Genomic DNA, 12,933 nt, shown 5'->3' with positions numbered 1-12,933 from the left:
CGATGGACGACAACACCACGTTCCAGGTGCTGATCAACGACGAAGAGCAGTACTCCCTGTGGCCGGAGGGAAAAGAGATTCCCGAAGGCTGGCGTCCCGACGGCAAGACCGGGACCCGGCAGGAATGCATGGACCACGTGGACGAGGTCTGGACGGACATGCGTCCCCGAAGCCTCAGGGAGCGTATGGCGGCCGAATGACCCGATCTCGGTGCCCGGGGCGGTTCCGCTGTCCCGGGCACGTCCTGTGGGGTTCTCGTCAGGCCGGCGTCGCAGAGCTGTCTGCGGCGCCGGCCTGATTGTGCTTTTCGCTGTCTGCGAGCCCGCCCGTCGAAACCACCCGCGAGCGGCCGTACCATCGGCTGGAACGTGCTTCCGGCGGCCGATCGAGCTAACTTGGCGGCCACACTGAGCCGTTCGGAGCAAGGCGGCTACTCCAGCCGCCATCGATATTGCACCGGGTTGTCGCGTTTGCTTCTCTTTTTCCCGGCTAACCCCGCTCCATTTCCCATTGTCCCCGAATGGGATGTGTTGCAGCGGTATTGCGGTTGCGGTACAAATAAGTCACCGCAATCGATCAGTAAATGCAATTGAACTCGTTCTCGTCGAGGACGTGGGGGAAATCAATGCAGGAAATGCGTTCATTCGCTCCTTGTGCCCACCTGCTGGACCGTGTCGATTCGGCGTACCTGGACTGTGTTTGGGACACCGTCGCGCTGTTACTGGCGCAGGCCGGGGTCGCCGACGTCCGTACTCCCTTCGCACATCAATGGACTTTCCGCACCATCGAGGACGTCGACACCGGCGTGATGGTCGATCTGCCGCCGAGTGAACGGGTGCGATCGGTCGGGCGGTTCACCGGCTTCCAGCCGGAGTGGCGGCGAATCGGGAGTGTCACCGAAGTGATCGAAGAATGGCGGGAAGAACTGCGCGCGGGTCGTGCCGTGGCGGTCACCGGTGACGCATTCCGGATGCCTTGGCTTCCGTATCATGAAAATGAGCATATGACACATGGATTCGTCGTCGAAGGCGTCGACGAAGGCCGTGAACCGCAAATACACGTCGTCGATCCCTACGAAAACGTGACCAAATGGGGCCGCGCCGAACCCCTGGCCACCAAGATCGCGCTCGGCGATCTCGGGCACGCGCTCGATCAGGGTTCGTGGGCGGCCTTGCGGCCTTCCGGAACCCCCGAGCCGGTCGACCCGGTCCGCGAGGTGCTCGCGAACTGCGAGGCGATCGACGGCGCTCATCGGGAGGGGGCGGTGGCCGCTTTCCTCGGCTCACACCAGACCTCGAGCGCGGAGGCGTTGCGGAGGCTGACGCTCGAAACCTGGCTGCTCACCAGGGACCGGGAACTGCACGCGCTGTGGCTCGCCGACCAGGGGACCGCGGTGGCGGACTTCGCCGCCGCCGTGGCCGAGGAAGTCGTCCCCAGGTGGCGCAAGCTGCGAGAACTGACCTATATCGCCGTCCGCCGTGCCGAAGCGGGCCGTTCCGTGCCCGCCACGGTGACCGACGCGCTGGCGGCGGCGCTCGACGCCGAAGCCCGCACGGCGCGATCCCATCTGAACGCCGACCGAAACCGGAGAGTGACGCAGTGACGGCCATCCATCACCGGTTCTTCACCCGTGCCGCCGAAGCCCCGCACCGACCCGCCCTGACCGACGGAGACGGCGTGGAGCTGACCTACGGCGAACTCGCCCACGCGGCCGGCGTCCTCGCGGCCCGGATCCGTGGTACTCGTGGCCGGATCGCGGTCGTGAGCCGCAAACGCGCCGACACCGTCGTCGCGTTCCTGGCCTGCCTTCGCGCGGGAATTCCCTACGTACCAGTCGATGCCGCGCTACCGGAGGAACGAAGGCAGTTCATCGTGGAGGACGCAGCCTGCGTCCTCGTGCTCGACGACATCGACCTCGTCGCTCTGCTCGGAGCTCCCGGCGAATCCGTCGCGTGGCCTGAACCGGCCTCGGCGGACGAGGCTTATGTGCTCTATACCTCCGGCTCCACCGGAACACCCAAGGGCGTGGTGATCACGCACGGGAACGCCACGGCGTTCGTCTCCTGGGCGGAACGGGCCTTCCCGCTCGATCCGTCCGATCAGGTCGCCGTGCACGCACCGCTGCATTTCGATCTGCCCGTCTACGATCTCTACGCCGGTCTCGGCGCGGGTGCCCGGCTTCATCTCGTTCCCGAGCGCGACGCGTTGTTCCCCCAGGCGTTCGGCCGGTTCCTCCGGGAACGCCGGATCACGCACCTCTACGCGGTGCCGACCGCGCTCAGCGCCTTGGTCCACCGCACGAACCTGCACGAGGAAGGACTGCCGCATCTGCGGCGGGTGCTGTTCGCGGGGGAGGAGTTCCGCGCCGCGCCGCTGGCCGAGCTCATGCGTGCTCTGCCCCATACGCGGATGGCGAACCTGTACGGCCCCATCGAAACCAACGTGGTCACCAGTCACCGGGTCGAAGTCCCACCGGAGCCCGACACCAGGATCCCGATCGGATCACCGGTCGACGGCGTCACGATCGGCCTGTGCACCGAAGACGGTCACCTCAGCCTGGAAGGCGCCGCCGAAGGGGAACTCGTCGTCGCCGGAGACTGCGTCACGCCGGGATACCTGAACCGTCCGGAGCTGACGGAGGCCGCGATACTCCACAAGGGAGGTCACCGGTTCTATCGCACCGGAGATCTCGCCCGCCGCGACGAAGACGGGACACTGCGCCTGCTCGGCCGCAACGACGGATTGGTCAAGACGCGCGGCTACCGCGTCGAACTCGGCGACATCGAGACACACCTCGCCGCCCATCCCGACGTCGACTCCGTCGCCGTGGTGGCCGTACCGGATCCGGCGCTGACCAACGCCCTGCACGCGGCCGTGGTGCCGCGGGGCGCGGTCCGGCCGGAATCCCTGATCCCCGCGTTGCTGCGGCACTGCCGGGATCGCCTCCCGCACTACATGGTGCCCGCCCGCGTCCACGTGCTCGACGGGCTGCCGACCACCGGCACCGGGAAGACGTCCAAACGCGCGCTGATCGGCGCGCTCGACATCGACCGAGGAGCGCAGACCCGATGACTCCGGCCCCTTCACCGACCACCGCGGCGCTGACCGATTCGATCACCGGCACCCTCGCCGACCTGCTCGGCCTCACCACGAAGGACGTACTCGCCGAACGGACGCTGTTCGATCTGCCGGGTTTCGACTCGGTCGCCATCGTCAGCGCGCTGGAACGCCTGGAAGACCACTGGCGCGTCGAGGTTCCCGCCGACCGCATCGTCCCCGAGGCCTTCGAAACCGTGGACTCCCTCGCCCGCCTGCTCGGCGCGGCCGGTGCGAAAGGAGGCCCGGCATGACCGCCCGAGTGCTGCACGACCTGGTCGACCACCGCGCGGCCGCCACGCCGGACGCGCCCGCCGTCGTCCGCGGCGAGCTGAGCTGGACCTACCGCGATCTCGCCCGGCGATCGCGGACGCTCGCGGCCTGGTTGACCGCGCAGGGCGTCGAACGAGGGGACCGCGTCCTCATCGCGGCGCCGCACGACGCGGACACCGTCGCGCTGCTCTACGCGACGTCGCGGATCGGTGCGGTCTATGTCGTGGTGAGCGATCAGACACGGCCTTACCACCTCGAACACATCGTGCGGGACAGCGAACCGAAACTGGTGCTGGCCTCGGCCGAAGCCCAGGAGGCGTTCGCCGAACTCGCCTCCGCCGTCCGGAAAATCGACGAACTGCCCGACGAACACGACGGCGAACCCGCGTCCGTCACGGTGGCGGGCACCGACATCCTCAGCCTGATCTACACCTCGGGCAGCACCGCGAAACCGAAGGCCGTGGTGTCGACGCACCATCAGGCGCTCTTCGCCATCGACGCCATCACGGAGAAACTGGGCTATCTGCCGGAAGACCGGGTGTTCTGCTGCCTGCCGCTGTCCTTCGACTACGGCCTCTACCAGGTGTTCCTGGCCGCGTCGGCCGGCGCCTGCCTGGTACTCGGTGACGACGGCGACGCCGGGCCCGCGCTGCTGCGCACCCTGGAGGCCCGCCGGATCTCGGTCCTCCCGCTGGTCCCCGGCCTCGCCGCGACGCTGCTGCGGCTCGCCGGCCGGGCCGGGAGTCTTCCCGGGACACTCCGGCTGGTCACCAACACCGGAGCGGCGCTTTCCCCGGCGACGTCGGCGAAACTCCGTGAGTACGCGCCCGAACTCCTGGTGATCCCGATGTACGGGCTGACCGAATGCAAGCGGGTCTCCATCGAAAGCCCGAACGCCGACCTCGTCCGCCCCGGTTCGGTGGGGAAACCGTTGCCGGGCACCGAAGTCGTCATCCTCGGCGAAGACGGCGAAGAGCTGCCCGCGGGCGAGGTCGGTCAGCTCGCCGTGCGCGGTCCGAATGTGATGGCCGGGTACTGGCGGGCGCCGGAGCTGACCGCGGCCCGCTTCCCCCGGGACGAATACGGCCGCGCCACCCTCCTCACCGGCGACCGGTGCCGCGTCGACGGCGAAGGCCACATCTATTTCGACGGCCGCGACGACGACATCTACAAGCAGAACGGTTTCCGGGTCAGCGCGATCGAGGTCGAAGGCGCCGCCGCCGACGTCGAGGGCGTCACCGAGGCCGCGGTGCTGCCCCCGCGCGAAGGCCGCCCCGCCGTACTGGCCGTCACCGGATCGCTCGACGAAGCGGAACTGCGCGCCGGGCTCAACCGGCGGCTGGAACCGCACAAGGTGCCCGACCGGCTGCTCGTCCTCGCCCGGATCCCGCACGGGGTCAACGGGAAGATCGACAAGCGGGAGCTGGAGGACGCGCTGTGACCACCTCGCCCGCCGTCGTCGCCGAACGGTTCGGCACGCCCGCCTTCGTCTACGACCTCGAAGCGATCGAACGAGCGCACGCGGACCTCGTGGCCGCGCTGCCTCGACCGTCCACTGTGTACTACTCGGTGAAGGCCAACCCCCATCCGAGGGTGATCGGGCTGCTCCACTCGCTCGGTTGCCGGGCCGAAGTCAGCTCCACCGGCGAAATCGACGCCGCGCTCGGGGCGGGCGTCGCTCCCGAAGCCGTTCTGCTGACCGGCCCGGCGAAGACCGAAGGGACCGTGGACCACGCGCTGCGGCGCGGCGTGCGGCACTTCTCGGTGGAGTCGCCGGAAGATCTGGCGAGGGTGGACCGGCTGGCCGCCGGACACGGAGTCCACACCGAGTGCGCGTTGCGGGTCAACGCCGATCTGGCCGTACCGGGCGCCGGGTTGAGCATGACCGGCACGTCCTCGCAGTTCGGGGCCGACCTCTCCTGGGTGCTCGCCGAGACCCCGCTGTTCGCGGGCAGGCCGCACGCCGCGGTCTCGGGGCTGCATCTGTACATGGGCACGAACCTCACGGAGGAGAAGGATCTGCTCGCCCAGTTCGAGGTCGGCATCGGTATCGCCGCGAAACTGGCGACGGTGTTCCCCGGGCTGACCGAGGTCGACCTCGGTGGCGGGTTCGGCCTGCCGTTCGCCCGCGCCGGAAAGCGCCCGGTGTTCGGCGGGCTGGCCGCCGGCCTCGAAACCCTGCTGGACGACCGGCTCCCCGGCTGGCGTGACGGCTCGCCGTCGATCTCGTTCGAGTCCGGCCGGTACCTCGTCGGCGACTGCGGAGTGCTGGTCAGCCGGGTGGTGGACGTCAAGTCCTCCAAGGGAACGCGATACGCGATGCTCGACACGGGGGTGCACCACCTCGGCGGGATGTCCGGGCTGCGGCGGATCCCGGCCGTCTCGGCGTCCGTGATCGGCGCCGGCGGCGAGACCGGATCCGACGGCGAACCCACCACCGTGGCCGGGCCGCTGTGCACCCCGCTCGACGTCCTCGCCCGCGGCGCGGACCTTCCGCCGCTGGCCACCGGCGATCTGGTCACCATCCCCAACACCGGCGCCTACGGGCCCACGGCCAGCCTGCTGGCCTTCCTCGGCCATCCCGCGCCCGCCGAAATCGTCGTCGCGGGCGGCCGTTTCGAATCCGCGTCCCGCCTGACCGTCGGCCGGGACCCGCTCTGACTGGAGGAACCATGGACACCGAACGCTTCAACCTCGTCCTGCGCAAGCACCTCACGAACCTCGAGCCGGGACAGGACCTGACGGCCGACGCCAAACTCAAGGACCTCGGCCTGAACTCGATGCGCGCCATCGACCTGCTCTTCGATCTCGAAGACGAATTCGGCGTACAGCTTCCCGACGAAGCGATGACCGACAGCACTTTCGCGACGCAGGGCGCGTTGTACGACCGGGTCCGCCAGGCCCACGAGGCGGGGGTGAACAGCTGATGACCGCGACCGCGACGGAACCGGCCACCCTGGCCGAACGGACCGCGGAGGTCGTCCCGGTACTGCGGGAGCACGCCCGCGCGATCGACGAAACGGCGGAATTCCCGGCGGAACAACTGGCGGCACTGCGCCGGTCCGGGCTGATGGGCCTGCTCGTCCCGCGCGAATTCGGCGGGCTCGGCGGCGGCCTGACGGACCTGGCCAGGACGTCGGTGGAACTGGGCGGCGCATGCGTGTCCACCGCGATGATCTGGGCGATGCACTGCCAGCAGGTCGCCGCGGTCGTCGCCCACGGTGGTCGCGAACTGCGCGAGGACCTGCTGCCGAGGATCGCCGCGGGCGAGGTCTACCTCGCGTCGGTGACCAGCGAACGCGGCAAGGGCGGGCATCTGCTCACCGCGGAGGCGCCGCTGACGCCGTCCGGTCCCCGGCTGGCGATCCACCGTGACGCCCCGATCGTCACCGGCGGCGCCGTCGCCGACGGTTTCCTCGTGACGATGCGGAAAGGACCTGACGCGGGCTACGACGACGTCTCCCTGGTCTACGCCGACCGTGCCGATATCGAGGTGACCGTCGGGCGCGGCAGCTGGAATCCGATGGGGATGCGCGGCACGCACAGTGTCCCGCTCACCTTGACCGGCGAGGTCGACCCCCGGAACGTGGTGGGGCGGCCGGGAGAATTCCGCGAGGTCGCGATCCGGACGTTCGTGCCGGCCGGGCATATCGGCTGGGCCGCGTGCTGGCTCGGCGGCGCCCGCGGCGCGCTGGCCGCGGTGCTGGAGATGATCCGCGGGCCCCGTACCCGCGGTCAGTTCGACCCGGCGTCGGAACTGCTTCGCCGCCGGTTGGCGACCGCCCGGCTCGACCTGGACGCCATGTCCGCCCTGCTGGGGCAGGTGATCCGTGACGCCGAGACCGCGTCCGATCCGGAAGCCGTTCCGGTGCAGCTGCGGCTCAACGGCCTGAAGGTCTTCGCCGCCGAGCACGCGCTGGCGGTGGTCGACGGCCTGATCGAGCTCACCGGTCTCCGGCACGGGTACATGCGAGGATCGTCGATCCCGCTGGAACGGGTCTTCCGCGATCTGCGCGCGTCCAGCCTGAACTACGCCAACGACCGGCTGCTCGACGCGAACGGCGCGCTGGCCCTGTTCGACCGCGACGTCACGCTGGGCTGGTGAGGCGGCGATGACCCTTTCCCTCACCGAGGACCAGGCGGGTTTCCGGTCGCTGATGGCCCAATGGCCCACCGGCGTCACCGTGGTCACGACCGCCGGACCGGACGGTCCGGCTGGGTGCACCGTCAACGCGCTCATGTCCTTGTCGGATTCCCCGCCGTTGATCGTGCTCGCGCTCTGCGCGGGGAGTTCGACACTGGGCCACCTCCGGCGCACGGGCCGGTTCGCGATCACCGTGCTCAGCTCCGGCCAGGGCGGCCTGTGCTCGGACTTCTCCGCCTTGCCCGCCGCGCGACGGTTCCACCGGACCGAGGTCCGCGACATCGACGGGCTCCCGGTCCCGGGCGGCGGTGTCGCGGCGCTCACCTGCGACGTCGCGGACGAACTCCCGTACGCCGACCACGTGCTGGTCGTCGGGGCGCCTCGCTGGAGCGAGATCCGGCACGAACTGAGCCCGTTGCTGGTGCATCGCCGGGAACTGAAGGCCGTGTTGTGATCGCGCGGACCGAAGCCGCGGAGGGCGTGCACGTCACCGTCGGCCCGATCGCGGACGTCCTCGACCACCTGCCGGTGCCGGCCCAGGCCGTCACGGAGGCCCGTTCCTTGCCCGCCTGGCGGGCGAAGGAGTACTCGGCCGCGCGAGCCCTGCTGGCCCACGCGTTGTCCACTTTGGACGTCGACGGCACCCGCGTCGGCAAGACCGTGCACGGAAAGCCCGTGCTGCCGGCCCGCCGCGACGTCGGGATCAGCCTGTCCCATTCGGCCGACACGGTCGCCGTCGCGGTCGCTCCCGGCCGGGACGTCGGCGTCGACGTCCAGGAAGCCTGGTTGCCCAGCCCCGGCATGATGCGGCGCTGCTGCGAGCCCCGGCTCGCTTCGGATCTCACCGCGGCCTCGCCGCCGGACCGCGCCCGGCGCTTCGCCCGCATCTGGGCGGCGCAGGAAGCCTGCGTCAAGGCGACCGGAGAGGGTATCGCCGGACGTCCCTGGACCATCCCCGTCCACCCCGCCGACCGCGCGGGTGTGTGGCGTGCCCTGCGATGGCTGCACCTCCGGGACGCCGACAGCGCCGCCGCGGTGTGCTGCGCGTTCACGGAAAGGAGGAACCGATGACGGAGACCGCGCCGGGACTCAGCTGCTACACCGCCAACCTCGCGGCCTACCTCGAAGAAGGCGAGGCGGCGGGCAGCGCAGACTTCCTCGCCGCGTCCGTGCGGCTCGCGGTCGACCTCGACCGGCCCGACGGGCTGATCGCGATGTCGCACCACGACCGCCCGCTCAACCGGCTCGGTGACGGCTCCCGGCTGACCTACGAGGGTTTCGACGACTTCGAAGCGGCCCGGGAGGTGGCCCGGCACGAGATCGGCCGGTTCGGCCGCGCCCTGGTCGTCGGCTACAGCTCGCAGTTGCCGTGGTCGGCGGCTCCGGACGGGGCGGCGGCACCCCATTTCGTGCTCGTCGACGGCCACGAGGGCGGTCGCTGGCATGTCCACGACCGGTTCACCGGGCTGATGACCAGCGGGGCCGAACAGGAACCGTTCGACGGCTGGATCGACGACGCCGGGCTCCGCTCACTCATGCGCCGCGATCACGACGAACCCGCGAAGCACCGGCTGCGCAACACTTTCGCGTTCGGTTTCGAGGTACCGGTTCCTCGAAACCGCTACCTGCTGCTCCGGCGGAGTCTCCCTCGGATCCGGCCGTCCGTACTACCCGGCCGCTGGATCACCGACAGCGCCACCGCACTGGAACGGCTGGGGGAACGCCTGTCCGACGGCGACGCGCTGCTCGGCGATCCCGGCGTCGTCGACGACTGCTGGGCCGCGTCCCGGCACCATCTCTTCCGCTACCGGCGGCTGACCCGGCACATGGGCTACCGCACCACCGGCGCGGCGAGCCGGAAGGCACTCGACTCCGCGGCCGACGGGTGGTCGAAACTGCCGCGCACCCTGCGGTTCGCGGTCGCCTCCGCCCACCGGGGCCGCGCCCGCCCGGCCCTCGTCCGCGGCGCGTTCGCCGAACTGGCCGACCTCGAACACGAGACCGGCCGCCGCGCCGCCGGCGCGCTCGCCGTACTCGACGGCCCCGGCGACTGACCAGAAAGGAGCTGACGGCCATGTCCGATCCCGTACCCGCGATCGCCGCGCTCGTCCGTGGACAACTCGACGAGACGCCCGGCGAAATCACCGCCGACTCCGCGCTCGAGCGCGACCTCCGGATGAACTCCGCGCAGGTGATCGACCTGCTTTCCCTGGTGGAGGACCACTTCGGCTGCACGATCGAGGACGAAGACCTCGGGAACATCCACCGGATCGGTGATCTGGCGTCCATCGTCGAACGGGGTGGCGCGACATGAACGCCCTGTCCGTCGAGCGGACCGACGCCGGCGACCTCGACGTCGTCGTGCGGGGGACCGGCGAGGGCAACGTGCTCGGCGGCGCGTTCTGGACCGAACTCGCCGATTTCACCGGCTCGCTCACCGAGGAACGCGGCTGCGTGTTCCTGCGGGGAGCGGGGGACCTTTTCTCCCGCGGGCTGGACCTGCGGTGGTACCTCACCCGGCTCCGGCGCGCCGCGCGGCGGGGCGACACCACCGAGACGCTGTCGTCCGACATCCGGCGCCTGCAGCGGGCGATCACCGGTGTGGCGTCCTGCGCGCGCCCGGTCGTCGCGATCATCGACGGTGAATGCACCGGCGCCGCGTTCGAGCTGGTCAGCGCGTGCGACGTCCGGTTCGCGACCGAACGCGCCTGGTTCTCCATGCCCGAAGCCGAACTGGGTGTGGTCGCCGATCTCGGTGGCCTGCAACGGCTGCCCCGGCTCGCCGGGGAAGGTGTCGTCCGGGAACTGGCCCTGGGCGGAGGCCGCTTCGAGGCCGCCCGCGCGCTGCGGGCCGGGCTGGTCAACGACGTGGCCGACTCGATGGCCGGGGCGCGGGACGCGGCCCACCGGTTCGCGGATCTCGTCCGGGCCAAACCGCCGTCCGTGCTCGCCGAGGTCAAACGCGTGCTCGACCATCCACACGGACCGGCGCTGACCGCCGGGCTGGACCGGGTCGCGACGTGGAACAGCGAGCACGCCCCAGCCCATCTCGCGAGCGCAATGACCGAACGAATCGAGGCAGTGCGATGACTTCCGTACTCGGTGAACCGTCCGTGCGAGAGGTGACGCTGCGGTCTCCCACCGTGGGGGACGCCGCCGCCGTGCACGATCTCGTCCGCCGGTCCGGGCGGCTCGACGTCAACACGCGGTACGCCTATCTGATCTGGTGCCGCGACTTCGCGTCGACCTCGCTGTTGGCCGAGCACGACGGCAGGATCCTCGGGTTCGTCACCGGGTACCGGCCGCCGCGCGATCCGGCCGTCTATTTCGCCTGGCAATCGGCGATCGACCAGGACCGGCCGGTACCGGGGCTCGCGTTCGCGATGATGGACGAGATCACGCGCCGCGTCCGGGCGGACGGCGCGCGGACCTTCGAAACCACGGTCAACCCCGGTAACCGGGCGATCATCATGCTGATCCGGAAACTCGCCGCGGAATACGCGGGCGAGCTGGAGATCAGCGAATTGTTCGGCGCCGCGGAACTCGGCGACGGGCACGACGTCGAGATGCTGTACCGGTTCTCCATCGAAAACCCTCGGCAGGGCTGAGCCGATGCCGAAACCCTGCTTTCGAGTGACACGGATCCGGGGGCCGCCACCGCGTGATTGGAACGGCCCATGATCGGGAACCCGGGTGAGCGGAAGCGTGCGGAGCGGAGAGGGAGGACGATGAGCGCGGGAACGCTGGCGGTGTTCATCGGCGTGGTCATGGTCGCCTACGTCGTCCCCGGCCCCGACTGGATGGTGATCCTGCGCTTTTCGGCGCGAAGGCGTTCCAGTGGGTTCATCGCGGCGATCGGCGTGCAGTGCGGCCTGGCCGTGCACATGACGGCCGCGGCGCTCGGTGTCTCGACCGCTCTCCTGCACAGCTCGGTGGCGTTCACCGTGCTCAAACTCGTCGGAGCCGCTTACCTGGTCTACCTGGGGGCACAGGCACTCTGGAAGTCCTGGAAGACCGAGCCGGAGAGCGAGAAACCCGGTGCGGATTCCGGCGAACCGGTGACCGGGCGCCCGTCGCGGATCTTCCGCCAGGCGTTCCTGTCCAACGTGCTCAATCCGAAGGCCGCGCTCTTCTTCGTGAGCGTGCTGCCCCAGTTCATCGACCGGGACGCCGCCGTGGCGCCCCAGGTGCTGCTGCTGGGCGGGCTCGACATCGCGCTGGGTGTCCTCTGGTGGGGACTGTTCGTGATGCTCACGGCGCGGTTGTCGGGCCTGATGCGACGCAGCGGGCCGCGCAAGGTGCTCGACCGGGTCACCGGGACGGCGCTCGTCGGCCTCGGCGGCGCGCTGGTGGTCAGCAGCTGAACGACTTTCACGAGGCAGCCGGGGTCCGTGCTGCCCGAAAAGGCTTCATCGCGTTCGATAGGGGAACGAACATGTCGATCGAAGAAAACGGAATCACCGTCGTCACCGGCGGGCTCGGCTTCGTCGGCGGGCATCTGGTGCGGCATCTGCACGACGCCGGCGCCCGGGTGGTCGTCGCCGACATCGCCGATCCGGCGGCGGTGGTGCTGCCGCCGGGAATCGGCTACCGGCGCGCGGATCTGCGCGATCCGGGGCAGGCCGCGGCGGCACTGGCCGGGGCGAGGACGGTGTTCCACCTCGCGGGCAACCCGAGCGGGACCCGGTCGGTGGAGAACCCGCTGTTCGATTTCGGGATCAACGCCCTCGGCACGGCGAATCTGTGCGCGGGCGCGGTCTCGGCAGGCGTCTCCCGGCTCGTCTATCTCTCGTCGGCGATGGTCTACGGCAGGCCGCGTGTGGTACCGATGCCGGAAACCCATGCCACCGAACCGTTTCTGCCCTACGGGGCGTCCAAACTGGCCGGTGAGCACGTGGTTCGCGCGTTCGGCGAGACGTTCGGTCTCGACACGGTCGTCGCCCGCGCGTTCACCCTGTACGGGCCTGGTGAGGATCCCCGGACCGCCGGGGGAGAGGTCTCGCAATACCTTCGCTGGCACCTCAACGGTCTCCCCGTCCAGGCGGCGGGCGACCTCGACCGGAAGACCCGCGACTTCGCCCACATCTCCGACGTGGTGCGCGCGCTGGAACTGGTGGCCCAGCGCGGGGAACGCGGCGCCACCTACAACCTGGGCACCGGGGCGGAGTACAGCCTGCGGCAGCTCGTGGACACGATCTCGTCGGCGACCGGGCGCGAGGTCGAACTCGTCGTGGACGCCTCCGTCACCGAAGACACCTATCGCCACGTTCCCGACATCGACCGCTTGCGAGGGCTGGGTTTCCAGCCGGAGATCTCCCTCGACGAGGGTGTCGCCCGGCTCGCCGCGGAACTGGGGCCGTCCCCGGAACTGCCCGCGGTGCCGACGTACTTCAAACCGGCGCGCCCGATCGCGAGCTGAG

The 12,933-nt window shown here is 70.0% G+C and carries 16 protein-coding genes; all 16 read left to right on the top strand.

The window, feature by feature from the left end; translation table 11 throughout:
- Positions 1–2: 2 nt before the first annotated feature.
- The 16 genes from AB8M46_RS22685 (at position 3) to AB8M46_RS22610 (ending at position 12,932) form a co-directional block, all read left to right on the top strand.
- Positions 3–200, top strand: coding sequence for an MbtH family NRPS accessory protein (locus tag AB8M46_RS22685; protein WP_037339126.1), 198 nt, complete (start codon positions 3–5; stop codon positions 198–200).
- Positions 201–625: 425 nt separating this feature from the next.
- Entirely contained in the window at positions 626–1,603 is a 978-nt protein-coding gene (locus AB8M46_RS22680) for a hypothetical protein (RefSeq protein WP_394361464.1), read from the top strand.
- A complete protein-coding gene (locus tag AB8M46_RS22675) occupies positions 1,600–3,072 on the top strand; it encodes an amino acid adenylation domain-containing protein (protein ID WP_394361463.1) in 1,473 nt (490 codons plus the stop codon). Before AB8M46_RS22680 ends, AB8M46_RS22675 begins: the two co-directional genes overlap by 4 nt.
- Positions 3,069–3,350, top strand: a complete 282-nt coding sequence (locus AB8M46_RS22670) for an acyl carrier protein (protein WP_394361462.1) — start codon at positions 3,069–3,071, stop codon at positions 3,348–3,350. Before AB8M46_RS22675 ends, AB8M46_RS22670 begins: the two co-directional genes overlap by 4 nt.
- Entirely contained in the window at positions 3,347–4,810 is a 1,464-nt protein-coding gene (locus tag AB8M46_RS22665) for a class I adenylate-forming enzyme family protein (RefSeq protein WP_394361461.1), read from the top strand. The genes AB8M46_RS22670 and AB8M46_RS22665 overlap by 4 nt, the downstream gene beginning before the upstream one ends.
- Entirely contained in the window at positions 4,807–6,030 is a 1,224-nt protein-coding gene (locus AB8M46_RS22660) for a type III PLP-dependent enzyme (RefSeq protein ID WP_394361460.1), read from the top strand. Before AB8M46_RS22665 ends, AB8M46_RS22660 begins: the two co-directional genes overlap by 4 nt.
- A gap of 11 nt (positions 6,031–6,041) precedes the next feature.
- On the top strand, positions 6,042–6,296 hold the full coding sequence (locus AB8M46_RS22655; protein ID WP_037339114.1) for a phosphopantetheine-binding protein: 255 nt from the start codon (positions 6,042–6,044) through the stop codon (positions 6,294–6,296).
- On the top strand, positions 6,296–7,474 hold the full coding sequence (locus AB8M46_RS22650) for an acyl-CoA dehydrogenase family protein (RefSeq protein WP_394361459.1): 1,179 nt from the start codon (positions 6,296–6,298) through the stop codon (positions 7,472–7,474). The genes AB8M46_RS22655 and AB8M46_RS22650 overlap by 1 nt, the downstream gene beginning before the upstream one ends.
- A 7-nt stretch (positions 7,475–7,481) precedes the next feature.
- Positions 7,482–7,967 carry a flavin reductase family protein gene (locus AB8M46_RS22645; RefSeq protein WP_052120627.1) on the top strand — a complete coding sequence of 162 codons (486 nt, stop codon included), beginning with the start codon at positions 7,482–7,484 and terminating at the stop codon, positions 7,965–7,967.
- The gene (locus tag AB8M46_RS22640) at positions 7,964–8,584 is read left to right on the top strand and encodes a 4'-phosphopantetheinyl transferase family protein (RefSeq protein ID WP_394361458.1); all 621 of its coding nucleotides are present in this window, start codon (positions 7,964–7,966) and stop codon (positions 8,582–8,584) included. The genes AB8M46_RS22645 and AB8M46_RS22640 overlap by 4 nt, the downstream gene beginning before the upstream one ends.
- A complete protein-coding gene (locus AB8M46_RS22635) occupies positions 8,581–9,567 on the top strand; it encodes a hypothetical protein (protein WP_394361457.1) in 987 nt (328 codons plus the stop codon). The genes AB8M46_RS22640 and AB8M46_RS22635 overlap by 4 nt, the downstream gene beginning before the upstream one ends.
- A gap of 20 nt (positions 9,568–9,587) precedes the next feature.
- Positions 9,588–9,827: an acyl carrier protein gene (locus AB8M46_RS22630; RefSeq protein WP_394361456.1), complete on the top strand. Its 240-nt coding sequence runs from the start codon at positions 9,588–9,590 to the stop codon at positions 9,825–9,827.
- Complete coding sequence (locus AB8M46_RS22625) at positions 9,824–10,603, top strand: enoyl-CoA hydratase-related protein (RefSeq protein WP_394361455.1); 780 nt, start codon at positions 9,824–9,826, stop codon at positions 10,601–10,603. The genes AB8M46_RS22630 and AB8M46_RS22625 overlap by 4 nt, the downstream gene beginning before the upstream one ends.
- Positions 10,600–11,121 (top strand): diaminobutyrate acetyltransferase, encoded by a 522-nt coding sequence (gene ectA / locus AB8M46_RS22620; protein ID WP_394361454.1) that lies wholly within the window; start codon positions 10,600–10,602, stop codon positions 11,119–11,121. Before AB8M46_RS22625 ends, ectA begins: the two co-directional genes overlap by 4 nt.
- A gap of 120 nt (positions 11,122–11,241) precedes the next feature.
- Complete coding sequence (locus AB8M46_RS22615; protein ID WP_037339102.1) at positions 11,242–11,877, top strand: LysE family translocator; 636 nt, start codon at positions 11,242–11,244, stop codon at positions 11,875–11,877.
- Between the two features lie 71 nt (positions 11,878–11,948).
- Positions 11,949–12,932, top strand: coding sequence for an NAD-dependent epimerase/dehydratase family protein (locus tag AB8M46_RS22610; protein WP_394361453.1), 984 nt, complete (start codon positions 11,949–11,951; stop codon positions 12,930–12,932).
- The last annotated feature ends 1 nt before the right edge of the window (position 12,933 follow it).

This window comes from Amycolatopsis sp. SB7-3 (assembly GCF_041021335.1).
Classification (GTDB): domain Bacteria; phylum Actinomycetota; class Actinomycetes; order Mycobacteriales; family Pseudonocardiaceae; genus Amycolatopsis; species Amycolatopsis japonica.
Note: the sequence above shows the minus strand (reverse complement) of the source record. Positions and strands in the feature narration are given on the sequence as shown.